The organism is Ruegeria sp. BF10 (genome assembly GCF_056538725.1).
The window spans coordinates 1,878,138-1,904,847 of the sequence record NZ_JBQFTR010000001.1 but is presented as its reverse complement, the minus strand read 5'-3'; the positions used below and the strand labels follow the sequence as shown (position 1 = coordinate 1,904,847).

Annotated in this window: 25 protein-coding genes, 1 tRNA gene and 1 riboswitch; of the genes, 6 read left to right on the top strand and 20 right to left on the bottom strand. The window is 60.0% G+C overall.

The genetic code is table 11. The features are described from left to right. Positions 1-58 precede the first annotated feature (58 nt). Genes cobF through cbiE form a run of 6 tightly spaced genes read right to left on the bottom strand, consistent with a single transcriptional unit; the run spans position 59 to position 5,223 of the window. A complete protein-coding gene (gene cobF, locus ACR0DJ_RS09590; RefSeq protein WP_480684711.1) occupies positions 59-829 on the bottom strand; it encodes a precorrin-6A synthase (deacetylating) in 771 nt (256 codons plus the stop codon). After that, the gene (gene cobA / locus ACR0DJ_RS09585; RefSeq protein WP_480684710.1) at positions 822-1,550 is read right to left on the bottom strand and encodes a uroporphyrinogen-III C-methyltransferase; all 729 of its coding nucleotides are present in this window, start codon (positions 1,548-1,550) and stop codon (positions 822-824) included. Before cobA ends, cobF begins: the two co-directional genes overlap by 8 nt. After that, positions 1,547-2,869, bottom strand: coding sequence for a cobyrinic acid a,c-diamide synthase CobB (locus tag ACR0DJ_RS09580; protein WP_480684709.1), 1,323 nt, complete (start codon positions 2,867-2,869; stop codon positions 1,547-1,549). Before ACR0DJ_RS09580 ends, cobA begins: the two co-directional genes overlap by 4 nt. Continuing rightward, positions 2,856-3,650 (bottom strand): precorrin-4 C(11)-methyltransferase, encoded by a 795-nt coding sequence (cobM, locus tag ACR0DJ_RS09575; RefSeq protein ID WP_480684707.1) that lies wholly within the window; start codon positions 3,648-3,650, stop codon positions 2,856-2,858. The genes ACR0DJ_RS09580 and cobM overlap by 14 nt, the downstream gene beginning before the upstream one ends. After that, positions 3,647-4,027 (bottom strand): cobalamin biosynthesis protein, encoded by a 381-nt coding sequence (locus ACR0DJ_RS09570; RefSeq protein WP_480684706.1) that lies wholly within the window; start codon positions 4,025-4,027, stop codon positions 3,647-3,649. Before ACR0DJ_RS09570 ends, cobM begins: the two co-directional genes overlap by 4 nt. Continuing rightward, complete coding sequence (gene cbiE, locus ACR0DJ_RS09565; protein WP_480684704.1) at positions 4,024-5,223, bottom strand: precorrin-6y C5,15-methyltransferase (decarboxylating) subunit CbiE; 1,200 nt, start codon at positions 5,221-5,223, stop codon at positions 4,024-4,026. Before cbiE ends, ACR0DJ_RS09570 begins: the two co-directional genes overlap by 4 nt. Here cbiE and ACR0DJ_RS09560 point away from each other — a divergent pair. Further along, positions 5,222-5,953, top strand: coding sequence for a cobalt-precorrin-6A reductase (locus ACR0DJ_RS09560; RefSeq protein WP_480684703.1), 732 nt, complete (start codon positions 5,222-5,224; stop codon positions 5,951-5,953). The two genes, cbiE and ACR0DJ_RS09560, sit on opposite strands and share 2 nt — an antisense overlap. Here the strand turns inward: ACR0DJ_RS09560 and cobJ are convergent. From cobJ to ACR0DJ_RS09505, 11 genes are all read right to left on the bottom strand, one after another. Further along, positions 5,944-6,708: a precorrin-3B C(17)-methyltransferase gene (gene cobJ, locus ACR0DJ_RS09555; protein WP_257600331.1), complete on the bottom strand. Its 765-nt coding sequence runs from the start codon at positions 6,706-6,708 to the stop codon at positions 5,944-5,946. The two genes, ACR0DJ_RS09560 and cobJ, sit on opposite strands and share 10 nt — an antisense overlap. Continuing rightward, complete coding sequence (locus ACR0DJ_RS09550) at positions 6,705-7,433, bottom strand: precorrin-2 C(20)-methyltransferase (RefSeq protein WP_170347200.1); 729 nt, start codon at positions 7,431-7,433, stop codon at positions 6,705-6,707. The genes cobJ and ACR0DJ_RS09550 overlap by 4 nt, the downstream gene beginning before the upstream one ends. Further along, entirely contained in the window at positions 7,430-8,059 is a 630-nt protein-coding gene (locus ACR0DJ_RS09545) for a precorrin-8X methylmutase (protein WP_480684702.1), read from the bottom strand. The genes ACR0DJ_RS09550 and ACR0DJ_RS09545 overlap by 4 nt, the downstream gene beginning before the upstream one ends. Next, entirely contained in the window at positions 8,059-9,180 is a 1,122-nt protein-coding gene (locus tag ACR0DJ_RS09540) for a cobalamin biosynthesis protein CobG (protein WP_480684701.1), read from the bottom strand. The genes ACR0DJ_RS09545 and ACR0DJ_RS09540 overlap by 1 nt, the downstream gene beginning before the upstream one ends. Then, positions 9,177-12,470, bottom strand: coding sequence for a cobaltochelatase subunit CobN (cobN, locus tag ACR0DJ_RS09535; protein WP_480684700.1), 3,294 nt, complete (start codon positions 12,468-12,470; stop codon positions 9,177-9,179). The genes ACR0DJ_RS09540 and cobN overlap by 4 nt, the downstream gene beginning before the upstream one ends. A gap of 5 nt (positions 12,471-12,475) precedes the next feature. After that, on the bottom strand, positions 12,476-13,531 hold the full coding sequence (cobW, locus tag ACR0DJ_RS09530; RefSeq protein WP_480684699.1) for a cobalamin biosynthesis protein CobW: 1,056 nt from the start codon (positions 13,529-13,531) through the stop codon (positions 12,476-12,478). Between the two features lies 1 nt (position 13,532). Beyond that, on the bottom strand, positions 13,533-13,907 hold the full coding sequence (locus ACR0DJ_RS09525) for a DUF1636 family protein (RefSeq protein WP_170347195.1): 375 nt from the start codon (positions 13,905-13,907) through the stop codon (positions 13,533-13,535). Positions 13,908-13,999: 92 nt separating this feature from the next. Further along, positions 14,000-14,206, bottom strand: a riboswitch (cobalamin riboswitch). A 226-nt stretch (positions 14,207-14,432) separates the two neighbouring features. Next, the gene (locus ACR0DJ_RS09520; protein WP_170347250.1) at positions 14,433-16,289 is read right to left on the bottom strand and encodes an SLC13 family permease; all 1,857 of its coding nucleotides are present in this window, start codon (positions 16,287-16,289) and stop codon (positions 14,433-14,435) included. Between the two features lie 783 nt (positions 16,290-17,072). After that, positions 17,073-17,264, bottom strand: a complete 192-nt coding sequence (locus tag ACR0DJ_RS09515; protein ID WP_480684698.1) for a hypothetical protein — start codon at positions 17,262-17,264, stop codon at positions 17,073-17,075. Positions 17,265-17,485: 221 nt separating this feature from the next. Then, positions 17,486-18,901, bottom strand: a complete 1,416-nt coding sequence (locus tag ACR0DJ_RS09510) for a tyrosine-type recombinase/integrase (protein ID WP_480684697.1) — start codon at positions 18,899-18,901, stop codon at positions 17,486-17,488. 162 nt (positions 18,902-19,063) lie between these two features. Further along, positions 19,064-19,137 (bottom strand) — tRNA-Cys (locus ACR0DJ_RS09505). Between the two features lie 225 nt (positions 19,138-19,362). Here ACR0DJ_RS09505 and ACR0DJ_RS09500 point away from each other — a divergent pair. The 3 genes from ACR0DJ_RS09500 (at position 19,363) to ACR0DJ_RS09490 (ending at position 22,376) form a co-directional block, all read left to right on the top strand. Next, positions 19,363-20,016 (top strand): protein-L-isoaspartate O-methyltransferase family protein, encoded by a 654-nt coding sequence (locus tag ACR0DJ_RS09500; RefSeq protein WP_170346475.1) that lies wholly within the window; start codon positions 19,363-19,365, stop codon positions 20,014-20,016. A 94-nt stretch (positions 20,017-20,110) separates the two neighbouring features. Beyond that, positions 20,111-21,529 carry a TolC family outer membrane protein gene (locus ACR0DJ_RS09495; RefSeq protein WP_480684696.1) on the top strand — a complete coding sequence of 473 codons (1,419 nt, stop codon included), beginning with the start codon at positions 20,111-20,113 and terminating at the stop codon, positions 21,527-21,529. 73 nt (positions 21,530-21,602) lie between these two features. After that, entirely contained in the window at positions 21,603-22,376 is a 774-nt protein-coding gene (locus tag ACR0DJ_RS09490) for a hypothetical protein (protein ID WP_480684695.1), read from the top strand. A 3-nt stretch (positions 22,377-22,379) separates the two neighbouring features. On the opposite strand, the gene ACR0DJ_RS09485 is transcribed toward ACR0DJ_RS09490, so the two are convergent. Beyond that, a complete protein-coding gene (locus ACR0DJ_RS09485; RefSeq protein ID WP_480684694.1) occupies positions 22,380-23,837 on the bottom strand; it encodes a cobyric acid synthase in 1,458 nt (485 codons plus the stop codon). Positions 23,838-23,899: 62 nt separating this feature from the next. On the opposite strand from ACR0DJ_RS09485, the gene ACR0DJ_RS09480 reads away from it, so the two are divergent. Then, positions 23,900-24,469: a cobalamin biosynthesis protein CobQ gene (locus ACR0DJ_RS09480; RefSeq protein WP_480684693.1), complete on the top strand. Its 570-nt coding sequence runs from the start codon at positions 23,900-23,902 to the stop codon at positions 24,467-24,469. 87 nt (positions 24,470-24,556) lie between these two features. Here ACR0DJ_RS09480 and ACR0DJ_RS09475 read toward each other — a convergent pair whose 3' ends face one another. Beyond that, positions 24,557-24,877: a DUF6280 family protein gene (locus ACR0DJ_RS09475; RefSeq protein ID WP_037310273.1), complete on the bottom strand. Its 321-nt coding sequence runs from the start codon at positions 24,875-24,877 to the stop codon at positions 24,557-24,559. A gap of 218 nt (positions 24,878-25,095) precedes the next feature. Between ACR0DJ_RS09475 and efp the strand changes: the two genes are divergently transcribed. Continuing rightward, positions 25,096-25,659, top strand: a complete 564-nt coding sequence (gene efp / locus ACR0DJ_RS09470) for an elongation factor P (RefSeq protein ID WP_170346480.1) — start codon at positions 25,096-25,098, stop codon at positions 25,657-25,659. Positions 25,660-25,713: 54 nt separating this feature from the next. Here efp and ACR0DJ_RS09465 read toward each other — a convergent pair whose 3' ends face one another. Further along, positions 25,714-26,655, bottom strand: a complete 942-nt coding sequence (locus tag ACR0DJ_RS09465) for an ABC transporter transmembrane domain-containing protein (protein WP_257600394.1) — start codon at positions 26,653-26,655, stop codon at positions 25,714-25,716. Between the last annotated feature and the right edge of the window lie 55 nt (positions 26,656-26,710).

Below are 26,710 nucleotides of genomic sequence, written 5' to 3'. Positions count from 1 at the left end.
CAACGCGTCTCCGGTATCTTGCTTTGACCTGTGTGCCAGACTTGAGGGTTCTGCGCAGTCACGAATCCGTGTTCACCGCGCGCTGCTGCCCCCCGCGTTTCTTCAGCAAGTAGATATCCATGATCCAGCCATGGTCGGCTCGGGCGCGGGCGCGTGTGTCAAGGATCCGCTGCGCGACCTGGTCCAAAGGGCCGCTGATCAGCAGTTCTTCTTTCATGCCCACATAGGCCCCCCACCAGATGTCATACTCTGCCATCCTGAGGGACTGGAACGAGCATTCCCCGTCCAGCATGACGGCGACTTTCGAAGCGGCTTCAGGCCAGCCGTCATCCCGGATACGGCGTCCGGTGGTCACGACATAGGGTGCGCCCAGCTCATTGATCGGGATCGCATGAGCCGCGGTCAAAGCCTGCAAGGCCGTGATGCCCGGGATCACCTTTGTGTTGGGCTTGGGGTCCAGCCGCGCCGCGATTCGCAGCGAACTGTCATACAGGGACGGATCGCCCCAAATCAGCAGCGCAATGTGCTGCGCCTCCGGGTGGGCCGCGATCGCCTCCTGCCAGCGCAGTGCAATGGCGTCATGCCATTCGTCTACGCCGCGCAGATAGCCGTCATCCGCCCGGCGCTTGGGAATGTCAAAATAGGCTATCCTTGGCGGTGTCTCGGTTACCCGATCGATGATGTCCTCTCGCAGCCCGGCCAGATCGGCCTTGTTCTCACCCTTGCGGGGGATCAGGATCAGATCGGCCGACCGGATCGCCTGCGCACCCTGAAAGGTCACGTGATCCGGGTTGCCGGTGCCGATGCCAATCAGGCTCAGGTCAATCATCTTCGCACTCCGCCAGCGGCCCGTAAAGGATCAGGGCCGGAGCTGTGCCGATCTCGGATTTCAGCTGTTCGGCCAGGGCACCGATGGTGGCGCGCGTCAGCTTCTGATCCGGGGTCGAAACCGATTCAGCCATCAGGGCGGGGGTATCCAAAGGCAGGCCGTGTGAATGCAGCGCTTCTGCCAGAAGCGGGAAAGTACGTTTACCCATGAATACGACAGTGGTGGCCTGAGAATCGGCCAGTGCGGTCAGGTTCAGATCGTCCGGCAACGCGCCGCTGACGTCATGTCCCGTTACGAACTGCACCCGCCGTGCGGTCAGACGACGCGTCAGAGGAATGCCAGCGGCAGCTGCGGCGGCCACCGCAGACGGGATGCCGGGAATGATCTCGAATTCAATGCCTGCATCACGAAGGGCAACAAGCTCTTCTTCCAGGCGCCCGAACATGCCGCCATCGCCGGACTTCAGCCGCACGACATGCTGGCCGCTCTGGGCGTAGTCCACAAGCAACCGGCTGACATGGTCCTGCTTGGGGGACGGTCGACCAGCCCGTTTGCCCACGCCAACAAGATCCGCGTCTTCGCGCGCGTGGCTCAATATCGGCCCGCTGCTGAGGTCATCGAACAAAACCGCATCGGCCTTTTGCAGGCGATCCACGGCCTTCAGTGTCAGCAATTCCGGATCACCAGGGCCGGATCCGACGAAAGAGACAAATCCGCTCATTCAGATGCCTCCGCAATCAGGTGAAAGAACGTACCGGTGACATTGCCCCGAACAGAGCCGGTCTGAGGCCCTTCTGCGCCTTCGGCATCGAACACACGGGCCAGCGGCGCGTCAGGCTGATCCACGATCGAGGAATAGTGGAACTCGTGCCCGCGCAGCGCCGTATTCTGTGCAAATCCCGGCATCGGGGCCAAGAGTTCCGCTTTGCGATAGCCCAGGTTGAATTTGCGTTTTTGGTACGACGTCACCAGCCCCAGCAGGCCAGCCATTTCATGCCGCACGCCATCCTTGTCGATCAGCGCATGACCCAGCGCCATATACCCACCGCATTCGCCATGCACAGGCCTTGTTTCCGCGTGCTTGCGCAGACCAGCGAGGAACGTTTGGGCAGCAGCCAACGTCCCGGCATGCAGTTCCGGATAGCCGCCGGGCAGCCAGACCAGATCGGCATCCGCCGCCGGCGCTTCATCGGCCAGAGGCGAGAAGGGCAGGATCTCGGCCCCAGCTGCGCGCCAGCCTTCCAGCAAATGTGGATAGGTAAAAGAAAAAGCCGCGTCCCGTGCCAGTGCAATCCGCTGGGCCGGAGGGCGCGGCAGCGCGTCTGACGATGGCCCAATGGGGCCTGAGGAAGCCGCCCGTTTGATCGCTTCCAAATCCACATGTTCGCGCAGAAATGTAGCATATCCCACAATGGCGCTTTCCAGATCCGGGTGTTCGACGGCCTGGATCAACCCCAGATGCCGCTCGGGGAGGGTCAGATCGCCTCGGCGCGGCAGCACACCCAGAACCGGCAGGCCTGCACGTTCCATCCCCAACCGGGTCAGGCGCTCGTGCCGGGGGCTGGCACAGCGGTTCAGAATGACGCCGGCAAAGGGCAGATCGGGGTTGTACATCCTGAACCCCAGCGCGGTGGCCGCCGCAGATTGCGCCTGACCGCCGACATCCAGCACCAGTACGACCGGCCAACCCATCCGTGCAGCGGTCTCGGCGCTCGACCCATGACCCAACTCACCCGGCTTGGCCACGCCATCGAACAGACCCATCGAACCTTCGGCCACCACGATGTCAGCGCCTTCGGCTTGAGATGAGATCGCGTTCAACAGCGGGTCACCCATCGCCCAACTGTCCAGATTAAACGAAGCCCGCCCAGCCGCTGCTCGGTGGAAGGCGGGGTCAATATAATCCGGTCCGCTCTTGAACGGTTGAACGGTCAGGCCATCCTCGGCCAGCGCGCGCAGCAGGCCCAGCATGACCGTTGTCTTGCCCGTGCCCGAGGACGGTGCGGAGATCAGAAGGCCCGGAGGGTTAATCATCACCATGGCTCCAGCTCGACCAGGGGCTCTCGGCGCTTTGCGGGCGATAGCGGCGGTCATAGGTCTTTGAATACAGGCAGCTTTCGTCGAAGCCTTCACCGGCCAGCGCCGGCCCGACCAGGATCAGCGCGGTGCGCGAGATGCTCTCGTCCAGCGAGTCCTTCAACGTGCCCAGCGTCGCGCGGATGATCCGCTCGTCCGGCCAACTGGCGCGGTACACCACGGCCACGGGGCAATCGGCCCCATAGGCTGGGGTCAGATCGGCAATGACCTTGTCCAGATTGCCGATCGACAGGTGAATGGCAAGTGTCGCCCCTGTGCGTGCGAAATTCTCCAACGTCTCGCCTTCGGGCATGGAAGATGCACGGCCCGGGGTCCGGGTCAGAACCACGGATTGCGCCAGCCCGGGCAGAGTAAGTTCGGTTCCCAAAGCCGCCGCAGCCGCCGCAAAGGACGGAACGCCCGGAGTTACGCTGACCGGGATGCCCATTTCCTTGAGGCGGCGGATCTGTTCCCCCATCGCCGACCAGACCGACAGGTCGCCCGAATGCAGACGGGCCACATCCTGGCCGGCCTGATGTGCGGCCTCGATCTCTGCCATGATCTGATCCAGATCCATTGGCGCGGTGTTCACGATCCTTGCGCCTTCGGGGCAGTGGCCGAGGATTTCTTCCGGAACCAGGGAACCCGCATAAAGGCAAACGGGGCAGGATGCGATGATGTCGCGCCCGCGCAGTGTCAACAGGTCGGCGGCGCCCGGTCCGGCGCCGATGAAATGAACGGTCATGTCTGTCCTCCGATGGCAATGGCGCAGGTCGCCAGCCGGTCGTCTGAAATCTGTCTGGGTGAAAGCAGCCGCGCGCCCGGGCCAAAAAGCTTTCCGGCGGCGGCCAATGCGGATGCTTCGGCCACGCTCCCGGTGCCATAGGTGGCGCGGCTGCGGGTCGAGCAGGTGAGTGCGCGTTGACCGGCCAGGTCGGCGGCGGCAACGAAATGCAGAGGAAGGGACAGTTCTTCGGCAAAAACCGTCAGGGCGGAATGACCTTCCTTGTCGGCAACGGTTGCCAGGGCGGTCACCTCCTGGCTCGCCGCCGCAACATTATACGCGGCGCGCAGGCTGCCGACTGTGGCGGTAGACGAGAACCCCAAACCGGCAACGATCATAGCGTTACGCTCCACTGCACCACCGGATAGGCGGATTTCCAGCCGCGGCGCGGTCCAAGCGGCGCCGACTGCGCGAGTTCGATCCGCAGGAGTTCACCGCCCAGCTTCTCATGCCAATGGGCCAACGTAGCCTCGCTTTCCAAAGTCACTGCATTGGCAACCAGGCGCGTGCCGGGCGGCAGGTGCTGGTGCAGCCAGTGCAGCAGGTCTGGATCAAGCCCCCCTCCGATGAACACCACGTCGGGGAATTCCAGCCCGTCCAAAGCGGCGGGCGCGGTGCCATGGATGACATTCAACCGATCCTGACCCAATGCATCGGCATTCCGACGAATGCGCTCAACCCTGTCAGCACGGGGTTCTATGCTGGTTGCGGTCAGGGTCGGATCACACATCAGCCATTCGATGCTGATCGAGCCGGTGCCCCCTCCGATATCCCACAGATGCTCGCCCCGTTGCGGAGCAAGCGCCGAGAGTGTCAGCGCGCGGATCGGGCGTTTGGTGATCTGCCCGTCCGTCTCGAAGATGGCGTCTGGTTTACCAGACGCCTTGGACAGGGCAGGTCCTGCACCGGAAACCTCCAGACCGACGCAGACCGGATGGTCGAACGTACCCAGCAGCGCCTCGGTCAGCGTGACTGTTCGGGTGTTTTCGCGCGGACCACCTAGGGCCTGCATCACATGCAGGGCCGAGTCGGCAAAGCCTGTCTCGGTCAGATACCGTGCCAGTTCCGCCACCGCCTTTCCGTCACGCAGCAACAGGATCGCGTGCGCTCCCGGTGCCAGATGAGGACGCAAACGGGTCAGTGGCGCGGCGTGCAGGCCGAAGGTCAGTGTGCTTTCCAAAGGCCAGCCGAGCCGGGCAGCGGCCAGCGAGAAGGTGGATTGGCCGGGCAGGGCGGTCCATTCACCGGCATCGAAATTGCGCGCAATGACAGAGCCTGCGCCAAACCAGAACGGATCGCCCGAGGCCAGAACAACGGTCTGCCGGCCACGCAATCCTTTCAGGATCGGCAGCCCATCCGAGAACGGCACAGGCCATTCGACACGTTCCGCCCCAGTTTCAAGCAGCAACGACAGGTGACGGGGCGGCCCCATGATCACTTCGGCCCGGTCCAGCACTTGACGGCCGGATGGCGACAGGCCATCAAACCCACCTTCGCCCAATCCAAGAACGGTCAGCCACGGAGATTCAGACATGACAAACCTCCTGATCCTTGGCGGCACGACCGAGGCCAATGCGCTGGCCAAAGCTGTTTCGGAACAAGGGATTGCGGCTGTGTATTCCTACGCTGGACGGGTCGAAAACCCGCGTCCGCAGCCCTTGCCGGTAAGGGTTGGCGGTTTCGGCGGTCCGGAAGGTCTGGCCGCCTATATCCATGAGAATGCCATCACCCATGTCGTGGACGCGACCCATCCATTTGCGGCCCGGATGAGCCGGAACGTGATTGAAGCATGCACCGCGACGCGGACGCCATTGGCCGCGTTGACACGCGCGGCCTGGGTGTCGCAGCCCGGCGATGTCTGGCGTCACGTGCCCGACATCGCTGCCGCCGTCGACGCATTGTCCGGCGATGCTCAGCGTGTCTTGCTTGCAGTTGGCCGAATGCATCTTGAAGACTTTTTGCCCCAGCCTCAACACAGTTACCTGCTGCGCCTTGTGGATGAGCCCGACACTTTGCCCTTGCCGAACGCAGAGGTGGTCGTCGCCCGAGGGCCGTTTACCGAAGCTGACGACCGGGCGCTGATGCAGCGCCACGGCACGCAGTTGGTCGTATCCAAGAACGCAGGCGGCACGGGCGCGCGCGCCAAGCTGGACGCGGCGCGGGCGCTGGGCCTGCCCGTGCTGATGATCGACCGCCCGGTTCTGCCGAAGCGGACCGAGTTTTCGCAGGTCGCACAGGTTCTGGACTGGCTGCTTCATCCCTGATCCTTATCAGGGGTGAAGCGCGGCGTGTAGACGATCGGTGCGCCGTTGCGTTCGATCACACGGGTGCGGGATGACCCCACGATCACCACGGTCTGCATATCCGCCATGTCGGGCGTGGCTTCGGCCAGTGTCGAAATACGCATCTCTTCATCGGCCCGCGATACGGCGCGGGCGAACAGGATCAGACGTTCGGGCTCACACTCTTCACGCAGGATTTCCAGCGTCTTTACAAAGCCTTCCGGGCGGGACTTCGAGCGTGGATTGTAAAAGGCCATCGAGAAATCCGCCTGTGCAGCAAGGCGCAGGCGTTTCTCGATCAATGACCATGGTTTGAGGTTGTCGCTGAGGTTGATGGCGCAGAAATCATGCCCCATCGGGGCGCCCGCGCGCGCGGATGCAGCCAACATCGCCGTGATCCCCGGCAGCACATCGATCTGAAGATCGCGCCATTCCACGGGGCCGTATTCCAGCGCTTCGAAGACGGCTGCCGCCATGGCAAACACGCCTGGATCACCCGAGGACACAACGACCACGCGTTTGCCTTCTGCGGCCATTTGCAACGCGTGTTGCGAACGGTCGATTTCGACCCGGTTGTCACTGGCATGCAGCGTAAGGCCCGGGCGCTCGGCAATACGCGCCACATATGGGATATAGCCCACAACATCGGTGGCTTCGGCTAGCGCGGCCGTTACTTCCGGCGTTACAAGCGCCTCGTCACCCGGCCCAAGACCGGCAATTTTGACCCAGCCGCTCATGGTCGCCGCCCCTGACCGTGCACGACGATGATCGAGAAATACGGGGTAATCTTCTCGCAGGCTTCAGACAGCTTGGTCACCGTCTGGTTTGGCATCTGCGCATATTCCACGATCCATGCCCGGTCATACAGGCCAGCGGTCTTCAGGGCGCGTTTCACCTTGTCGATGTTGCGCCCGATTTTCATCACGACCAGTGCATCGGTTTGAGCCATGCGTTCAGCCAGCGTGTCTTCGGGCAGAGTGCCAACCAGCACGGTCAGAACGTCATCACCCCAGGTGATCGGGTCTCCTGTCGCTGTCCAGGCGCCGGACATGCCGGTAATGGCGGGTACAACTTCGACCGGCGCGTCTTCGCGCAGGCGACTGTAAAGATGCATGAACGAGCCATAGAAGAACGGATCACCCTCGCACAGAACAACCACGTCCTCACCCTGTTCGGACAGGGCCCTGAGATGCTTGGTGCAGTCTTCGTAGAACGCCGCCAGCAATTCGTTGTAGCGCGGATCTGTGACCGGGATCTCGGTGGTCACGGGATATTCCATAGGGAACTCGATCGCACCTTCGGGGATCATCCCGTTGACGATCTTGCGGGCCTGGCCGCTGCGACCGGGTTTGCGGAAGAACGCCACATGCTTTGCATTGCGCAGCAGGCGATCAGCCCGGACGCTCATCAAATCCGGGTCGCCGGGGCCAAGGCCCACACCGTATATGGTGCCCATCTTCATTCCGCCCGGCTTGCGATGGCGTTGACGGCCGCCACCGTGATGGCGCTGCCGCCCAGACGACCTTTGACAATGCAGGATGGCACCGGTTGCGCCTGCCACAGCGCATCCTTGGATTCCACCGCACCGACAAAGCCTACCGGGCAGCCGATGATCGCGGCAGGGCGCGGGCAATCCGCGTCTTCCAGCATGTTCAGCAAATGGAACAGTGCCGTGGGCGCATTGCCGATGGCGACCAGCGCGCCCTCCAGATGCGGCCGCCACAGCTCCAGCGCAGCGGCGGAACGGGTGTTGCTCATCTCGGCGGCCAGCGGGCGTACGCGTCCATCGTGCAGGGTACAGATCACCTGGTTGTCGGCGGGCAGGCGGAAGCGGGTGACGCCTTCGCTGACCATGCGCGCATCACACAGGATCGGTGCACCGTTTTCCAATGCAGCACGGGCCGTTTGCACGAAGCCGGGCGAGAAATGCACGAACTCTTCCAGCCCGACCATACCCGCGGCGTGGATCATGCGAACGGCAACCTGCTCTTCATCGGCATCAAACCGGGCCAGATCAGCCTCGGACCGGATGGTGGCAAAGCTCTCCTTGTAGATCGCTGCGCCATCGGTTTCGTATGTATAGGGCATCAGGTGAAGTCCATGGTCATGAGTGTTTGGGGGTCAAGCCCGCGCTGGCAGGGCTCATCCCCCGCGCGGCCCTGTTTGACAAGATCAAATCGTCCGTTATCGCCTACCAATGTGATGTCCGCAGAACCCATGCGAGCGCATCCCTTGCTACAGCCTGAAACATGGAGGCGTCCGGAAACCCGCGAAGCCAACGCCCGGGCGATGTCGCGCGTCTCTGCCTGCGCCTGCGGGCAGAACGGCGCGCCGGGGCAGGCGTCGGTGGTCATCAACGGATCGGTTCCATCTTCGACAAAGGCCGGGGCAGGTATCGCCGCCCCGCCTTCCAGCAGGATCAGCCGCCACGGGGTGACGCGCAGGGCGCAAGCACCGCTGTCCTCGATCAGATCATACAGCTTGCGCGCCGGCAGCGACCCAAAAGCCGCGCCGTACAGAGCACCCAGTTCGCAGGGGCCGGGTTGAAGCTTTGCGCCAACAGAACCGGGCGCACAGCCTTGCCATTCCTGTGGAAGGGAGTCGATGACACGCGCCATGCGGCGCCTCTCGGGCGTGTAGGTTTCAGCAAACCACATTGCCAGCGCGATCGCGTGGTCAATGGCGTCAGTCTCGGTCACGCTCCGCCCGGTTTCGCACCCGTCAGCGCGCAGGATCAGGCCGTCTGCACCTGTTTCCAGACGAATATCCGCCGAATCCGACGCCAGCAGACGTTCGGGGCCCGTGTCGATGGCAAAGCCGAATTTTGCGGGCAGGGCCGGCAGCTCCGCAAGCCGGTCGATCAGGTCACGGGTCAGTCGAGCGGTCAAATCGCCCGCCTGATAGAGCGGTGTAACCAGAATATTCCGGCGTATCTCGATACCGGGTTCCGCATCCAGCAGGTTCAGCGCGGCAAGCTCTTTGAGCAGGGGCTGGTGGTCTTCCTCTTCCACGCCCCGCAATTGCAGGTTGGCGCGATTGGTCAAATCGATCGAGCCGTTGCCAAAACGGTCCGCCAGATCGCACAGTCCCAGAGCCTGATCGACGTCCAGACGCGCCAACCGGGGCCTGACCCTGACGACCAGACCGTCACCGGACATCATCGGACGATGGGCGCCCGGGCACCAGCCCTGAACAATCGGAGCACTCATCTCAATCCCTCCAGATCAGCCCGGATGGAATTCCGGCGCGTGTTCCAAAGCCCGGCCTCAAGCAGCGCGCGGAACCGGTCCTGCATGGCTTGATGAGCTTTGGGATTGGCCTCTTGCAGGAACGCGTCCACCTCTTCGTTGCCCAGCGTGGCATCATGGTAGAGGTCAAAAAGATGCGGTGCGACCGTGCCGGACAGATGCGCGAATGAGGCCATATGATCCAGCGTTGCCGCGATTTCAGCCGCCCCCCGGAAACCATGGCGTTGCATCCCGGCGATCCAGTCGGGATTTGCGGCCCGGGCGTGGACGACACGGCTGATTTCTTCGCGCAAAGTACGGGCACGCGGATTTTCGGGGTTGGTGTTGTCCAGATGGTAAAGCTGCGCGGTTCCGCCGGCGATCTTCTTGGCGGCGGCAAAACCCGCCTCGTGTGTGGCATAATCGTTGGCCAGAAGAAGATCGGTTTCGGTCAGGTCCTGCAAGTGGACAAAACTGTCTGCATTTGCAACGCGTTGGGTGATGCCGTCCTTGTCCTGCGCGATGTGTTCGCCTTCCAATGCAAAGGAACTGGCCTCAAGCCACGCCTCGCCGGCCTGTGCACGGGCCTCGTCGGTATACACCTCGGAAAGCTCGGTCATGTTGACGCCATAGCTTCCGGGCGCAGGTCCATAGACACGCGCTGCCGGCTCCTGCCCGGCATAGGGGTTCCAGTCCGTCGCTTCATCGCGCGCGGCCAATGCGCGAACCGCTTGGCCAAACAAAGCAGACAACGTCGGGAATACATCCCGGAACAGGCCCGACACCCGCAATGTCACGTCCAGGCGCGGGCGGCTCAGGTCAGTGATCGGCAGAACCTCGATGCCGGAAACCCGCTCGGACCCTTTGTCCCATACGGGTTTGACACCCAGCAGGTGCAGCGCCATAGCGAATTCTTCGCCGGCGGTGCGCATGGTGGCTGACCCCCACAGATCGACGATCAGCCCCTTCGGGTAATCGCCTTCTTCCTGAAGATGGCGTCGCACCAGTTCCTCGGCCAGTTTCACGCCTTGGGCATAGGCCGCACGGGTCGGGACCGACCGCGGATCGGTGGTGTAAAGGTTCCGCCCGGTAGGCAGAACATCTGACCGACCACGATAGGGTGAACCCGAAGGCCCGGCATCGATCCGTTTGCCCTCGAGCGCTTTGATCAGCGCGTCGCGTTCGGCATGGGCTGACGGGGCCGGATCGAAATTGCCCGTCACCTCGGGCACGCGCCCGAAGATGTGCAGCCCGTCGCCAAACTGGCTTTCCTTGATGTCACAGACAAAGCGGTCGATGCGGGTGATGGCCTCGGCGGTGCAGGTTGCCTGATCGAGGCCGAGATCGCTTTCCAAGCCGATGGCCTGCGCCTCATCTCGGATATCTTCATGCAAGCGGTCACGGCGTTTGGGGTCAAGCCCGTCGGCGTTGGAAAACTCATCCAGCAGCGATTCAAGCCGCACCATCCGATCCGGCGTGCCGCTGTCCTTCATCGGCGGTGGGATGTGGCCCAGCGTGACGGCTCCGATCCGGCGCTTGGCTTGCGCGGCCTCGCCCGGGTCGTTCACGATAAACGGGTATATCACCGGCAGATCGCCGATCAGCGCCTCGGGCCAGCAATCGGCAGACAAGGCGACCGATTTTCCAGGCAACCATTCCAGCGTTCCATGCGCGCCGATATGGATCAGCGCATCCGCACCCAACCCTTTGCGCAGCCACAAATAGAAGGCGACATACCCGTGGCGCGGGGTGCGCGAGAGGTCATGATAGTCGTCATCCCGCAGCTCGGGCGTGCCGCGTTCGGGTTGCTGCGCGACCAGCGCCTTGCCGCGTCGCATGGCGGTGAAATGGAAGGCCCCATCGGCACAGGCCGGATCATCTTGGGGCGCGCCCCATACGGTGTGCAGATCGGTGCGCAGGGTCTCGGGCAATTCCGCAAGCGCATCCAGATAATCCCCGAGCGACCACGAAATCCGGGCGTCCAGAAGAGTGTCGGCAATCGGTTCGCCAGTCGCGATGTCATAGCCTTCTTCATCAAGATCCGACAGCATCGCCTCGGCCGAAGCCAGCGCGTCAAGGCCAACCGCATGCGCCATCTGCCAGTCTTTGCCGGGATAGGTGGACAGGATCAGCGCGGGAATCTGATCTGCCTTGGGTTTGTCATTCAGTGCAAGCCAGCCCGATACACGGTCGATGATCGCTTCGATCCGGTCCGGTTCGGGCCGATGTGCAAAGCGCGCGTATTCCAGATGCGGATCACGTTTGCCTGGTTCCTTGAAAGACGCGATTCCCGCCGAAATCCGCCCATCGACCTCGGGCAGTACCACATGCATGGCCAGATCGGCGGGGGACAGCCCGCGTTCCGCCTCGGCCCAGGCTTTGCGGCGCGAGGTGGCGAGAGCGACCTGAAACACCGGCACTCCTGCCGCGTCCAGAGGCGATGTTCCCGACGCGCCTTTGCCCGAAAATGAAGTGGCGTTGACAATGGCGGATGGGTTCAGCGCAACAACCTGGTCCCGCAACCAGTCGGCGGCTACAGGCGCCTTGAGCGACGGGGCAAACAGGCCCACCGCCTCGAACCCACGGGCGCGCAGGCTGCGGATCAGGGCCGCGATCGGGGCGGTGTCCGCCGAGGTCAGGTAAGCGCGGTAGAAGGTGACAAGGATGCGTTTGGCGTTACCTTCGAACGCGGTTTCCACCGGGATTACGCCCCGATCCGGACACCACGCGCCACATTCGGGCAAGGTCTTGGCGCCCATCACCGGCCCGGCATAAAGCCCCGCCGCCAGCGCCATCTGCGCCAGCGCCGCCTGTGCCGCGACCTCGCCGCCGGTATCGCACAGATGCGCCAGCCGCCGCAGGGTGGAAACGGGCAGGGTGGAATAGTCGTCCAGCCGCGTGTCCTCGCGCCCGTCGGCGGGTAGCACCGCCAGCGCGATGCCTTTGGCCTGTGCCAGCGCCAGCACCTGCTGCAACCCGTAGGACCAGTAGGGAACCCCGCCGATCAGACGGATCAGAATGCCCTTGGCGCCCTCCAACGTCTGTTCGACATAGGTATCGACCGACAGGGGGTGTTTCAGCGCCGTCAGGTTGGCCAGCCGCAACGAGGGCATCCGCCCCTCGGGCCCGCCACCACGATGCCAGCCCGCCGCGAAAGCACCCAGGTCGCTGTCCGAAAAGGACAGCACCACCAGATCCGCCGGGCTCTGGCCCAGATCGGTCGGGGTCTCGGTTTCCTCGAGCCCGTGGCTTTCGCGGAAGACGATGTGCATGGGTCTTACTCGGCAGCCTCACGCACACCCACGAGGATTTCGCGGATTTCCGCTTCTTTGATATCGTCATGCTCGGCGATGACGACCAGACGCGAACGGCGTTCTTCGCCGGGTTCCCACGGACGGTCATACTGGTGCCGTACCCGTGCACCGACCGCCTGAACCAGCAGGCGCATGGGTTTGCCCTGAACGGCAGCATACCCTTTGACCCGCAGGATGTTCAGCTCATTCGCCAGACGCTCGATATTGGCCACCAGTTGGGTCGGATCGGCTTGCTCGGGCAACTCGACGATGATGCTTTCGAAATCGTCATGCTCGTGATCATGGTGGCCGTCGTGATGCGAGGGCCGGGCGTCCATGTCATCCTCGGCGGCGGCTTCCAGACCCAACACGACGCGAACGTCCACGGCACCTTCGGCCACTTCGACCACGGGCAGGGGGCGCGGCGCCACGGCGGCGATGATCTCGCGCGCCTTCGCCACGCCTTCGGGGCCGGCGAGGTCGGGCTTGGTCAGCAGGATGATGTCGGCGCACGAGATCTGATCCTCGAACACTTCGGACAGGGGCGTTTCGTGGTCGATCGAGTCATCGGCCATGCGCTGGGCGTCCACCGCTTCGACATTGGGCGCGAAACGACCGGCGGCCACGGCCTCGGCATCGGCCAGAGCAATAACGCCGTCCACGGTGATCTTGGAACGGATATCGGGCCAGTCGAACGCCTTGAGCAACGGTTTGGGAAGCGCCAGTCCCGAGGTTTCGATCAGGATGTGATCCGGTCGCGGCTCCAGCGCCATCAGGGCCTCGATGGTGGGAATGAAGTCATCTGCCACGGTGCAGCAGATGCAGCCATTGGCCAGTTCCATGATGTTTTCCGCCGGGCAATCCGGGATGGCGCAGGATTTCAGGATGTCGCCATCGACGCCCACATCGCCGAACTCGTTGACCACGACAGCAAGGCGCTTGCCCTGCGGGTTCTGCATCAGGTGACGCACCAAAGTGGTTTTGCCCGAGCCGAGAAAGCCGGTGATCACTGTGACGGGGAGTTTTTCGAGGTTCGACATGTCAGGCTCCAATCGGGGGAATGCGCGAGGCACAGTTCTTGCGAAAATGTTCGGGGCGTTCGCGCCATTTCACCAAGCCATCTTCAGTGGCCAGATACTTGGTCGCACCGTCGACAATGACGTCGACATGATCTGTTTCGCTCAGGTTTTCGTACACGAAGGTCCAACGGCCCGGCCCGCCGCGCAATACGATCGAACAGCCTTGATCGCAGTTTGAAAGGCATTCAACGGCTTTCAGGGTGACACCGTCGGGCAGGTCCGCCTGTTCCAGGGCCTTGTGCAACAAAGCGCCCGGGCGTTGCGCGTCATCTTCGACAGGCAGGCCGCGACGGCAGGTGGTACAGACCAGCAACTCGACTGGTGTGGTCTCGGTCATGTCTCTCATCCCCCCAAATCCTCTTCGCGGGGGACGGGGTTTCATGCGGGCCACGATTGGTCACGGACCCGACACCGGAACACCCCGCCCGGTTTCAACTTCGGTTGTTGGCAGGTCTCCCGGCTTGCGGATGCCAGAGGCGGGCCTCTGTCGGATGTCCCGCCTTCCCGGCCTTTGGGCCAGTGGCATTGGGCATCCTCTCCGTTCACGGTCGCGGGGGCGGCTGCGTTTGGCGGCATGACCGTTGACGCATTCCCTTTTCATCGGCTGTCACCGACACCAACGAAAGGGACATGCGGCACCGCTGGCCTGCTTGTCAAGCGAGTCGCGCGCAACAATGATGCAGAGGAGTAGAAAGCGACCTGTGGGCGTCGATGGGCGGCATGTCGTGCGGGGTTCAGCCTGAGATGGGCCCAGAGACCAACGGTATCTCTGCCAGGGTCGTACACTGTGGTGAGCGGGTGGCTCAAGGGAACCTGTCCCGATGATGGGAAAAGACCACCGAATACCCCGGATCCTCTCGCGCTAATAAATGACGTTGATCATGAGCAGCGAGACGACCAGAAACAGCACAGTCATGATCCCTCCGGACCGCACGAAATCCATCACCTTGTATCCTGCCGGCCCCATGATCAAGGCATTTACCTGATGGGTTGGGATGATGAAGCTGTTCGATGTTGAAATGGCGACGGTCAGGGCAAAGACGGCCGGATTCCCGCCAGCCGCTATCGCAATCGATACCGCCAGAGGCACCAGCAGAACCGTGGCCCCCACATTTGACATGACCAAAGAAAAGGCCGTCGCCAGAATGGCGATGCCGGTTTGCAGCGACCATAGCGGCCAGCCGTCCAGAATTATCATGATCTGCTGGGCGATCCACGCAGCGGTGCCTGTGTTCTGTACGGCTTGTCCCAACGGTATGAGGCAGGCGAGCAGGAAAACGGTGTTCCAGCCGACCGCGCGGTATGCCTCATCCACGCTGAGCACACGGGTCAACATCATGCCCACCGCTCCGGTAAGAAGGCAGAGCGAAAGTCGGACATCCGTGAACAGGATCAACGACAGCGAAATGGCGAAAAATGCCAGGGCCCAGCCGACTTTTTGCGGCCTCAGCTCGTCCTGTGGAAAGTCCGTTGTCACAACGACGAAATCCGGATCTCGTTTGATCCGCATCAGGTTGTCCCATCTGGTATGCGCCACGAGCATGTCGCCCGCCTGAAACTTTTCGAGCCCGATCTGAGTGGATTCGTGATCCTCGGTCTCGACATGGCTCAGCGTCTCTTCGCCGCGGTGAATGGCCAGCAGCGACATCCCGTAGGTCTTGCGAAACAAAAGCTCGCGGGGGCATTTGCCGATCAGCTTGCTGTCGGGCGTGATGACCACCTCGGCCACGCCTGCATTGGTTGGGGCGAACTCTTCGACGAAAACGTCCAAGTCGGGAAGAACGGTCAGCCCGTATTTCTCGGCGAATTTCTCGACCTCCCAACGGCGGCCGACGATGGCCAGCCGACACGGCGCTGCAATTTCCGCTGTCAAAACCTGAACCATCGAGGTTTTGCCGCGATAGAAGGTGGAAATGATGTACAGGTGGTTTTCGTGGTTGATGTCGGCCAGAATCTCGCCGACCAGGGGGCTGTCCTCGGGCACCACGACTTCGAACACATCGGCTTTGAGGCCATAAACCCTTTGCAGGTATTCCTGTGTCCCTTGTCCGGTACCCGTATTGTCAGGCTCTTCAGCCTCGGGCAAAACCCAGCGTCCCAACAGCAAAAAGTAACCAATTCCGGTCAGGATCAGAACCGCACCGATCGGCGTGACCGAAAACAGGCCGAAGGGCTCCATTTTCTGAGAGGTCGGCAGACTGTCATTAGCCGTCAGGATCAGATCGTTCAGCAGGATAAGAGGAGACGACCCGACCATCGTCATTGTGCCGCCCAGAATGGCGCAGAATCCCATCGGCATCAGCAGGCGCGACAGCGGTATACCTGACCGTGAAGATATTCGGCTGACAACGGGAAGAAACAGAGCAGCGGCGCCGACATTCTGCATGAACGAGGAAATGACGCCAACGGTTCCGGAGATGATTGGAACGACCCTGCCTTCCGATTTGCCGCCGTATTTGAGGATAACGGCAGCCACCTTGTTCATGATCCCCGTCTTGTCCAGACCAGCCCCGACGATCATGACCGCTATGATCGAGATTACGGCATTGGATGCGAAGCCGTCGAACAGAAGGGTGACATCCGCCAGATTTCCCAGCCCGGGCGCGTAGCTGAGCAAACCTATGAGAACCAGAACCAATATGGCGGAAAGGTCGATCCTGATGATCTCGGAAACGAACAAGAAAACGGTGAAAGCCAGAAGGGTGCAAACGACCCCCATCTCGAAGGTAAAGGCAATGTGTTCCACAATACGTCCAGAACTTTTTCTTTGTTAGATTCCTAGTTCATCCTTCCCTGCTTGTCATGAAGTTTCGTTTTTCGCTCATCTGGGGACATTATATTTCTCAAGGAATGGCGTTTCGAGCAATGGTAAAGACCTTGTTTGACGAACCGGTCAGATGGAGGCGTTTGCCAATTTGCATGAGGCAGCCCCCGAACCTGGCATGTGGGCGGGATGACTTGGACGCCTGGGAACAAAGGCTGACAGTGAGTTTGAGAAGCTCGCTGAATTCATCAGCGAGAATATCGCTGGTGACGGAACCCTAGAGTGTTGGTTGGACAGGCCAGTCCACTATGATGCCAGCAATACTCCCCAAGGTTCTAGCGACGACTTCCCGTGCGTCGTCACCTCTCGAAGTTTGCGCAACAGAGGAGGCGGGTTGTTGGCGCGGAAACGCACTATCAGGCAACTGAAGATATTGGCGATTGTACGAAGCCATAGGGCAAAGCATAGCTAGGGCATCTGTACGGATTTCGAACGCATGCCCATTTGCCATAATGCGCGGCGCGAGGAATAACGATTTTCCGCAAAGCACGAACTACGCGGTTGCGTGCGACTGAATAAAAGAAATTCTCAATATCTACCTTGCAGAAATACGTGTTGCCGCGGTGTGCGTGTAGGGCTGACACGTGACCGCCGCGTCTCAAATGAAAGTAATAGTCTGGGAATAAATGTGCCTTTTCTACCTGTTGCTTCACATCTTCGCCAATTCGACGCCCAAGGTCAGACGGAGCGAAGACAGGTTTTCCATTGAGGCGGAATGAATGCGTATAGTTCTCGAATTTGACGGGCATAGTTGACGACCTTACTCACAAGTTCTGCAGCTTCGTTGGCTATGCGAAGTAGCAAAAATACTACCAGCAGCCACGGGCGCAGTTTGTGAGCAAGGTGGTTGAGTTTAGACGTTTCTTTCATCGTAACTCTCCTTCATGCATAACCAACGGCAACCCACAGCTTCATTCACACGAAGCCGCCAACTAAGAGATCAAATGGATAATCTCAAAGCTAATACTCAAGTATTCCTAAAGGGTTACTATAGGTATCAGCCAATGTAAGCTGCGGGCTATCGCCGTTGACGAATGGAAGCTAGTTCGCGGTGAAGTTGAGTGCAAGGCCAAAAACAAACTTGTTTTGCGCTACCCATTCAAGATCCGCAGTAGTGTATCGCCCTCAATTAAGTCATCGTTCTTTGCCGCCAGCGCTTTCATCGCAATCTCTTCTGTCACCACGTAGTTCTGTCGTTCAACGCCCAAAGCCGCCAGCAGCCCTGCTTCATCCAGTTTACCTGCCGCAAGCATGTTGAACGCCGTTTCCACCACGCCCCCGCCATTTGCCGCCGCTTCCTTCTTCTGGCTTTTTCGCATGTCGCGTCCGCTGTGCATTTCAGCGTTAAGCAACGGGCTGTACTTGCTGTAGTGCTTGTCCAACATCGCCGTGCTGTTGCCCATTTGTTTGCTCAAAGCGTGTGTGCTGATGCCGCGCTTCAAATCCCGCGTCGCATAATAGTGCCGCAAGCTGTAAAGAGTGCGCGATTTGCCGTCAGCGCCAACTTTCAAACCCAAGTCGTCCAACAGCGCATTAAATGCGCGGTTTAAGCTCGCGATATTTGCAACAGCGCCCAAGCGCGTGGTGAATACATGCTGGTCGCTTTTTGTTGCGATGAGCTGAGCGAAGCTGTCATAGCTGAGAGCAGGGTTCAGCTTGCTTTGCCTGTCCAAGTAGCCTTCCACTGTGTCTCGCGCTACTGCGCTTCTCTTTCGCGTTTTCCCGTCTACGTTCACCACCAAATAGCGCTCGCCGTCGTTTTCCTGCCATTCAATGTTGCGCCAACGTAGCCGCAAAGCCTCTGTACCGTGTCGCACGCCAGTGTTTGCCAGAAACAGCACGTAGTTACGCAGCACTTCGCGCGTCGCTGTCGCCTTCTTGTCCTTTGTCTTTTTGTGCCAAGTCCGCAGCGCAGTATAAATCTTCTTGTACTCAGCGTCCGTGAAGCTGCCTCTGCTTTCGCTTTTAACGCCTTTGTTGAGCAGGGTGGGGCGCATGGATTTTACGATCCAGCCGTGCAGTTCTGCTTCGTCCAGTACTCTGTTCAGTGCCGCATTGTGATTATTGATGCCGCTTTGAGAGAACGGCTTTTTATTCGTCTCAGTACGCCATGCGTCAAACTTGGTCAGCATTGCCAAGTCTATCTTCGCTACATCCGTGTCGCCAAAATACGGGATGAGCCAAATGCGCAATGCTGAGAAGTAATCTTTGTAAGCTTGCTTGCCGCCGCCTTCATCAAGTTCGCGCTGCATTCGCGCAATCGCATACTCAGCTACGTGCTTGAATTTGCGTGTTTGTGCAGGGAGGTTGTTTCTAATGCGCGCCTTGGTCTCGTGGTACAACTCAATTGCGCGTTCTTTGGCTTCCTCTAAGTCGTCTGTCTTTGTGCTTTTCACAACACGTTTGCCGTTGTCCAAAGTCAGCCGCACGTACCAATTTTCGCTGCCCTGGCGCTTATCCAGCTTCAGTTTTTTGTGCACATTTACAGTGGTAACGCCGTAGCTCATCGCGTGCTGCTTCGCCTAGTTGCCTGTTTTTTCTCAGTATACGGCAAAAGGTCTCAAAATGCAGCCGAATCTGCACGCGGACTGTGTACGAATTGTGCACCAAAATAGAGAAGCTACATCTTGTGGTAATTAGTTATTTTTCGTGGGTAGCATACAAGATCTTGGAGGCGAGTACCGGAATCGAACCGGTGTACACGGATTTGCAATCCGCTGCGTCACCACTCCGCCAACTCGCCTTTTCAAGTAATATCAAATACTTGCCGTGGTGTGCGTGGGGTTTTAGCAGCTTTCCCAAGGGGCGTCCAGAGGATTGCGCGCAATTTTGACGACGAGATTGAAATTTGCCGAAGCCCGCAACCGAAAACGCTCAGGCGCAGGGGGGTTGCGTCAACAGGGCCGTTGCTGGGCGGTTCAGGATGTGGCACAAGCCGGTTAACTTTGGGAATGACTCGAGAGATCCTATGACAGATTTCGCTGCCCGGCGCCGCACTATGGTTGATACGCAAATCCGACCTTCGGATGTTACAAAGTTCCCGATCATTGAGGCGATGCTGAATGTCCCGCGCGAAAACTTCGTACCTGACGCACAGCGTGAGGCGGCCTATGCCGACACTGTGATCGATCTGGGCAACGGGCGCTGTATGCTCGAGCCGAGAACGCTCGCTAAAATGCTGGATGCGCTCAACATTTCAAACGACGAGATGATTCTCGATATCGCTCCGGCGACAGGGTATTCCACTGCGGTTGCCGCGCGTATGGCCCAGTTGGTTGTTGGTGTGGAAAGCGACGACTCGCTGGCGTCCGAGGCGCAAAGCCTGTTGGCTGAGGCGGATGTGGACAACGCCATCATCCACGTCGGTCCTTTGGACCAGGGTGCGGCTGAACACGGTCCTTACGATGCGATCATGGTGCAGGGCGGTGTTGAACGGGTTCCCGATGCTCTGTTGGATCAGCTCAAGGAACATGGCCGGATCGCCTGCCTGTTTGTTGAAGGAAATCTTGGGACCGTGCGGATCGGTCGAAAGACCGGAGGCCGGGTCAGCTGGCGGGATGCCTTCAACGCCAGTGCACCGATACTAGAGAGCTTTTCGGCGGAGTGTGCATTTTCGCTATAGTTCGCCGATAGATTCTGCTGGCGCCTTGATTAGTTGAAAAGAAGACCGCAAACTGCCTTCAGGGCAGTGTAATTTCGTTTGAGAGGATTTCGGTATGCGTGGTTCAGCGACAGGCAAGCTGGTCAAGGCATTCGCAGTGACCGCAGGGCTTGCCATCAGCGTTATGCCAGGGCGTCCGGCGTGGGCTGACAACATAACAGACGCCTTCATCGGCGCATACAACACAAGCGGCTTGCTGGAGCAGAACCGGGCGCTTCTGCGCGCGGCAGATGAAGACGTGGCGATCGCGCTTGCCGCATTGCGGCCGATCATCAACTGGACCGTGCAGGTCAGCCAGGACTATACCCGGTCTCGGACCAACAATGTGGTCACGACGACCGAGCCATCCAGATTTTTTGCCGGGCTGGGGCTGACCCAGCTTCTGTATGATGGTGGTGCCTCGGTTCTGGGCAAGCAATCGGCGCAGGAAACGGTTCTGTCGACACGGCAAACCCTGATCGATATTGAACAACAGGTGCTTATCCGCGCTGTGAATGCTTACCTGGGCGTGCTGCTTCAGGAAGAAACAGTCGCAATTCGCCAGAACAACGTGGATGTTTCGGCGGAAGAACTTCGCGCATCGAATGACCGCTTCGAAGTCGGCGAAGTGACGCGCACGGACGTTGCGCTTTCCGAGGCGCAGTTGGCAAGCTCGCAGGCGGATCTTGCGGTTGCACGCGGTGAATTGAGCATTGCGCAGGCTGAATATGTCAACGCGGTCGGCAAGGCGCCAGGGCGGACGGCTGGTCAACCAAGCCTGCCCAATCTGCCGCGGAGCGAGGCAGAGGCGATCAGCCTCGCGCAACGCAACCACCCGGCGATTCTGGCGGCGCAGCATCAGGTCCGGGCCTTTGATCTGATTGTCCAGCAACAGCGGGCCAACCTTGGGCCGAATGTCAGCCTGAACGCGGATGCGGGCGTGCGGGAGAGCTATGACAACAACGACTATGTGAATGACGCAACCGTTTCGCTGGACTTTACACAGCCGATTTATGCCGGCGGCCGGTTGGCCGCGAATGTGCGGCGTGCCATGGCAAACCGGGATGCGTCTCGTGCGAACCTTCTGAACGTGCAAAAGAACATCATACAGGGCGTCACGGACCGGTATGCGGCGTTTCAGGCGGCCAGCGCCAGCCTCAGGGCTTCGACGGAACGGGTTCGCGCATCGCGGGTCGCGTTTGATGGCATCAGGGAAGAAGCGACCTTGGGTGCCCGGACCACCTTGGATGTTCTGAATGCTCAGCAGGATTTGCTGGACGCGCAACTGGCCGAAGTGGCGTCACGAACGGAACGATCCCGCGCAGCGTTTCAGCTGTTGCAGGCGCAGGGCCTTTTGACGGCGGAACGTCTGGGCCTGGCGGTTCAGATCTATGACCCGACTTTGTATTACAACCTGGTCAAGAAAGCCCCCGCGCGTGTCAGCAAACAAAGCAAGGATCTGGATCGAGTCCTCAAAGCGTTGCGTCGGGACTAACCGGCAATACTATTTGTTGTAGGGCTCGGATTGTTTGGCTACACTCGATCCAACGATAGAGCGGTAGAGAACAATGTCTGATAATGTCGTGAAAGCAGGGATCGAAGACGTTCTGTCTTCGGTCAAACGTCTGGTCAGTGAAGACAGTCGCGGTAAATCCTCCTCGGATCAAAAGGGTGCAACGCGCAAGCCGGGGCGTTTGGTGCTGACGGACGCGCTGCGCATCAGCAAACCTGCTCAGCCCGAGATCATGCCCGCCAAGCCGTCTCCTGATGTTGCCGACTCGGCCAAGCCGATGCTGCTGCGTGCCTGCGACATCGTCAGGGCAGGTGATCCTGCCAACACTGCGGATGACGCGACCGAGGGGCATTCCGCGGAAACCGGCTCAACCGATGATCCCGCGATCAGCCTGAGTGCCAAGATCGAAGCGCTGGAAGCGGCGATTGCGCAAACCGAGGATCAATGGGAGCCGGATGGCGACAGCGCAGACGCCTATTCCGGCACACCGACGCATTCCCTGCCGTGGAACGTCGAAGAGGAGTTTGCGGCCGCAAGGACCGTCGTTCTGACTGATCAGGAAGATACGGACGATCCTCAACCCGACTCCGCTTCGATACAAAACGCAGAGTTCATCCGGGCGGGACGACCGGCTGAATCCGATCGTGCCACTGAAGTCGTTGAAGACGTTTCGACAACGGATTTGGATGAAGAAACATTGCGTGAGCTGATCGCGGAAGTTGTCCGTCAGGAGTTGCAAGGCGCGATGGGCGAGCGGATCACGCGAAACGTGCGCAAAATGGTGCGGCGGGAAATCGCCCGCGCGCTCGCCGCGAAAGATCTGGGATAAGATTCAGCCACGCTGTGGTGGCTGCGCCAGGCTCAGCATCAGGTCAAGATTCATGTGGCGCTCCAGATGATCGGCCAGATCATCCAGCGCCTGCTCTACACCGTCTTCGTAGGCAATGTCCGACGTCACGCCCAGCGTTGACAAATAGCGGGCGCGAAATGCGTCTGACGAGAAAATGCCATGCAGATAACTGCCCTTGACCCGGCCGTTGCTGCTGGCGGCGCCTTCTGGTCTGCCTTCGATCTCAAGCCATGCGCGGGCGCGGTCCGGGCCGTCGGTATGGCCCATGTGGATTTCGTACCCGCTGACCGGTTCCCGGTCGGGCAGGGCATGGGCCGAACGCAGGATGACCTGTTTCTGGCCGCCCATGACGGTATCGACGTTCAACAATCCCAATCCATCAACCTTACCCGGTCGGCCATCCACGCCATCGGGATCGGAAATGGTTTTGCCCAGCATCTGATAGCCGCCGCACAATCCAAGGACATGGCCGCCCCGGCGAACATGGGCATAGAGGTCGATATCCCAGCCCTGTGCGCGGAAATAGCTCAGGTCTCCGATCGTGGATTTGCTTCCGGGCAGCAGAACAAGATCCGCATCGCCGGGCAGGGGACGTCCGCCTGGAATGACCTCGACGCTCACGCCGGGCTCAGCAGACAACGGATCGAGATCGTCGAAATTGGCCATACGCTCCAGTTGGGGCACAACGACCTTGCACGCGCCGCCTGTATGGGAGCGGATGTCCATCATGTCTTCGGCCGGCAGTTTCCAGGCGTCGTGAAACCATGGCACGACCCCAAGGCAGGGCCAGCCAGTTCGGGTCGAGATATCATCACGGCCTTCGTCGAACAGGGACACGTCGCCCTTGAAACGGTTGATGGCAAAACCCCTGATCTGCGCCACGTCGCCTTCGTCCAGCACGGCCTGAGTGCCAACGACCTGCGCAATCACCCCGCCACGATGAATGTCCCCGACCAGTACAACAGGTATGTCCGCTGCACGGGCAAATCCCATATTGGCGATGTCACCTTTGCGCAGGTTGGTCTCAGCCGGGCTGCCAGCGCCCTCGATCAGAACCAGATCAGCGTCGGCGCAGAGCCTGTCAAAACTTTCCAACGCTGCGCCCAGCAGCTTGGATTTGTCCCTGCGATAGTCACCGGCCTTCATCGTGCCAGCGCGCTGCCCCTGAACGATGATCTGCGCGCCGGTATCGGTTTCAGGTTTCAGCAGAATAGGGTTCATGTCCGTGTGGGGTGCCCGCTTTGCCGCACGGGCCTGAAGGGCCTGTGCGCGGCCAATTTCGCCGCCGTTTTCGGTGACGGCAGCATTGTTCGACATGTTTTGCGGTTTGAACGGCGCGACCCGAAGCCCCCGACGCGTGTAGGCGCGCGCCAGCCCGGCCACCAGAACCGATTTTCCGACATTGCTGCCGGTGCCTTGAATCATGATGGCGCGAACCATGTTTTGTCTCCTATAAGTCTGGGCGCAGATGATCTGATTTGAGCCGAAAGGGAAAGCCCCGGATGAATACGCCAGCGCATCTTTTGATCGGGGCTGCCGTGTTTGCCCGGCCGCCGCAAGGACGTATCCTCTGGGCTGCGCTCCTGGGAGCTTTATTGCCGGATCTGTCCCTATACGTGATGGCGGGCGTGTCCCTGTTTGTTCTGGGCGTTCCCGAACAGGTGGTCTTCGGGCAGCTTTACTATTCCCCGGCTTGGCAGACCGTATTCGCCATAGACAATTCCTTTATCCTCTGGGGGCTGGCATTCCTGCTGGCACTCTGGAGAGGTTGGCATGTTCTGGCTGTCGGCGCAGCGGCGGGTCTGTTGCATCTTGCGACAGATTTCCTGCTTCATGCGGGCGACGGACGGCCACAGTTCTGGCCCGTCAGCGACTGGGTGTTTCACAGCCCTGTCAGCTATTGGGACAGCGATCATCATGCCTTGTGGGTGGCGCCGGTTTCAGCCTTTGTCTGTCTGGCCGCATATGCTTTGCTGTGGCAGCGTGGATTGCCGGTTTGGGGCAAAGCCCTGTTCGCAACCATGCTGGCGGCTGAATTCTGGGTGGTGCGGCAATGGTTGTTGTTCTTTTGAGCCATTGGCTTCATGCCTGACGATCAGGCATAGAAAAACGCGCTCTGATAGGCAGAGCGCGTTTGTTCAATCCAAATCCGCCCTGATTCAGGCAGCTTCGGCTTGCTGTGCAGCGTTGCGGCGTTCGCTTTCTTCACGCGACAGGGCAACCGAGGTGCGGACACCGCGTCCAACGAATTCCATCAATCCGCTGACAACCCGCTCGTTCGGGTCAATTCCTGCGCAGGACAGCACTTCGCGCCCATCGCGCGAACGCGCCCAGCGGGCGATTTGTTCGGGGCCGTTGCCGTATTTCTTGTCATCGGCGATAGCATCATCAAGCGCAGCCAGGACAACGGCCGCGAAAAGTTTGCGCGCACGATTGCCTTGCTCATTGTTAAAGGCAGTGCCGTCAACGAAATCTCTCATCTCGTCTTCCTTGTTGTTCTTGCTCTTGCATTTTCGGCGTGAGGGTCCTTATGACCTATTAGGTGCGATTCGGATACAGCTAAAATGCATAGTTGCGTTGCGTCACTTGCATGGCTTGCTGCAAGTGCAGCACTAGGTGTCGTTGTCTTGTCAGGTGTGATCCCGCCAGATATAGGGACCGCAACTGATGCATCAACCGTTTGTGAAGGATTTATGTAATGCCCAAGATAAATGGGAACGAAATTCGCCCCGGCAATGTGCTTGAGCATAACGGTGGCCTGTGGGCAGCGGTCAAGGTTGACCACGTAAAGCCGGGCAAAGGCGGGGCTTTTGCACAGGTGGAACTGCGCAACCTGCGCAATGGCTCGAAGCTGAACGAACGCTTCCGCTCGGCGGACAAGGTTGAACGCGTGCGTCTGGAACAAAAGGATCAGCAATTCCTGTACGAATCCGACGGGATGCTGGTGTTCATGGATTCTGAAACCTACGAACAGATTGAATTGCCAGCAGAATTGCTGGGTGACCGTCGTCCGTTTCTGCAAGATGGCATGACCATTGTTGTCGAATTCTACGAAAGCGAGGCGCTGAACGCGACGCTGCCGCAGAAAGTGACCTGCAAGATCGTCGAGACCGAACCGGTGGTGAAAGGTCAGACCGCGGCGAATTCGTTCAAGCCCGCGCTGCTGGACAATGGCGTGAAAGTCATGGTTCCCCCCTTCATCGGCCAGGACGAAATGATCGTCGTGAACACTGAAACTATGGAATATTCCGAACGCGCGTGACGTTTCGTCACGTTACGCATCAGACCGCGCAGGCACCCGCCGCGCGGTCTTTTCTTATGCGTTGGGTCGATGGCGATAGCGGGTTGGATCCGGGCCGAACAATTCCAGCATCAGTTCGTACTTGATACGATTGGCACTGACCTGACGATAGAATGCGATCAGAAAGGCAGTGGGCCCCTGAATGCGGCTGAGCCCACTGGTGGCGGCAACCACGGTGCCGACATCCGTTTTCCCTTGCAGGACCAGATATCCCCCCAGCATCAGGATGCCGACGGTGCCGGCCCCGTTGATAACGCTCAGCAGGAACTTTGCCGACAGCTTCCACAGGAACATCCGCCGACGCGTGTCGTAAATGTCATCGAACATGGTGTTGATGTCCCGCTCGACGGCTTCGATATCCTCGGTCGTAAGCCGGTCCGTGGCACTGCGCAGAATGCGAACGCGTTCCGCCACGAACGCGTTCACTTTGCGCTGCGAGGCCAGTACGATGATGATCTGCGGAACGATCATTGAAAGCGCAATCAGCCCCAGACCTGGTTGCGTGGATGAGATATAGCCGATGACGCTGATCAGCGTTCCGATCTGAACGACCGGATCCGAGAAAGCGCCGCCCGCAAATTTCCCCAATTCTTCAGCCTCAGCCGAGATGGCTGTGGTCATGGTGCCCTTGCGAAGGTCTTCGCCGGTTTCCTTCAGGTCGGTCGAGCGCCAAAGCAAGCGCTGGCGGATCAGGCGTATCATATCTTCACCCAAGGTTCCGGCGCGAAACCCCAGCACCCATTTCAGTGCCAGGCTCAGCAGGATGACCGCCATCATGCCAATGCCCAACTGGATCAGTTTCTCGATCCCGACATCATCGGAGGTCAGGTGGTTGATGATGTCGCGCTGAAACTCCAGCGGCACGGCGGCAAGGCCTGCAATGGCGATGGACAGCAGGATGAGTATGATTTGCCGCCCGGCACTGGCGCGCCAGATCGCGGAGTAAAGTCGAAACATGCGGGTATCCGGTTTGCCCTGTTTGCCTGCACTGTGGCAGTGCAGGACAACGGGT

Bases quoted from the DNA above. Each gene is read 5' to 3' on its own strand.
- ACR0DJ_RS09510 (WP_480684697.1), bottom strand. From the start codon at position 18,901: ATGAGCTACGGCGTTACCACTGTAAATGTGCACAAAAAACTGAAGCTG.
- ACR0DJ_RS09465 (WP_257600394.1), bottom strand. From the start codon at position 26,655: ATGTTTCGACTTTACTCCGCGATCTGGCGCGCCAGTGCCGGGCGGCAA.
- ACR0DJ_RS09500 (WP_170346475.1), top strand. From the start codon at position 19,363: ATGACAGATTTCGCTGCCCGGCGCCGCACTATGGTTGATACGCAAATC.
- ACR0DJ_RS09580 (WP_480684709.1), bottom strand. From the start codon at position 2,869: ATGGTGATGATTAACCCTCCGGGCCTTCTGATCTCCGCACCGTCCTCG.
- cobM (WP_480684707.1), bottom strand. From the start codon at position 3,650: ATGACCGTTCATTTCATCGGCGCCGGACCGGGCGCCGCCGACCTGTTG.
- ACR0DJ_RS09490 (WP_480684695.1), top strand. From the start codon at position 21,603: ATGTCTGATAATGTCGTGAAAGCAGGGATCGAAGACGTTCTGTCTTCG.
- ACR0DJ_RS09480 (WP_480684693.1), top strand. From the start codon at position 23,900: ATGAATACGCCAGCGCATCTTTTGATCGGGGCTGCCGTGTTTGCCCGG.
- ACR0DJ_RS09560 (WP_480684703.1), top strand. From the start codon at position 5,222: ATGACAAACCTCCTGATCCTTGGCGGCACGACCGAGGCCAATGCGCTG.
- ACR0DJ_RS09525 (WP_170347195.1), bottom strand. From the start codon at position 13,907: ATGACCGAGACCACACCAGTCGAGTTGCTGGTCTGTACCACCTGCCGT.
- ACR0DJ_RS09550 (WP_170347200.1), bottom strand. From the start codon at position 7,433: ATGAAGATGGGCACCATATACGGTGTGGGCCTTGGCCCCGGCGACCCG.
- cobF (WP_480684711.1), bottom strand. From the start codon at position 829: ATGATTGACCTGAGCCTGATTGGCATCGGCACCGGCAACCCGGATCAC.
- ACR0DJ_RS09540 (WP_480684701.1), bottom strand. From the start codon at position 9,180: ATGAGTGCTCCGATTGTTCAGGGCTGGTGCCCGGGCGCCCATCGTCCG.
- ACR0DJ_RS09485 (WP_480684694.1), bottom strand. From the start codon at position 23,837: ATGGTTCGCGCCATCATGATTCAAGGCACCGGCAGCAATGTCGGAAAA.
- ACR0DJ_RS09545 (WP_480684702.1), bottom strand. From the start codon at position 8,059: ATGCCCTATACATACGAAACCGATGGCGCAGCGATCTACAAGGAGAGC.
- ACR0DJ_RS09515 (WP_480684698.1), bottom strand. From the start codon at position 17,264: ATGAAAGAAACGTCTAAACTCAACCACCTTGCTCACAAACTGCGCCCG.
- ACR0DJ_RS09570 (WP_480684706.1), bottom strand. From the start codon at position 4,027: ATGATCGTTGCCGGTTTGGGGTTCTCGTCTACCGCCACAGTCGGCAGC.
- cobW (WP_480684699.1), bottom strand. From the start codon at position 13,531: ATGTCGAACCTCGAAAAACTCCCCGTCACAGTGATCACCGGCTTTCTC.
- ACR0DJ_RS09475 (WP_037310273.1), bottom strand. From the start codon at position 24,877: ATGAGAGATTTCGTTGACGGCACTGCCTTTAACAATGAGCAAGGCAAT.
- cobA (WP_480684710.1), bottom strand. From the start codon at position 1,550: ATGAGCGGATTTGTCTCTTTCGTCGGATCCGGCCCTGGTGATCCGGAA.
- cobN (WP_480684700.1), bottom strand. From the start codon at position 12,470: ATGCACATCGTCTTCCGCGAAAGCCACGGGCTCGAGGAAACCGAGACC.
- ACR0DJ_RS09495 (WP_480684696.1), top strand. From the start codon at position 20,111: ATGCGTGGTTCAGCGACAGGCAAGCTGGTCAAGGCATTCGCAGTGACC.
- cobJ (WP_257600331.1), bottom strand. From the start codon at position 6,708: ATGAGCGGCTGGGTCAAAATTGCCGGTCTTGGGCCGGGTGACGAGGCG.
- cbiE (WP_480684704.1), bottom strand. From the start codon at position 5,223: ATGTCTGAATCTCCGTGGCTGACCGTTCTTGGATTGGGCGAAGGTGGG.
- ACR0DJ_RS09520 (WP_170347250.1), bottom strand. From the start codon at position 16,289: ATGGGGGTCGTTTGCACCCTTCTGGCTTTCACCGTTTTCTTGTTCGTT.
- efp (WP_170346480.1), top strand. From the start codon at position 25,096: ATGCCCAAGATAAATGGGAACGAAATTCGCCCCGGCAATGTGCTTGAG.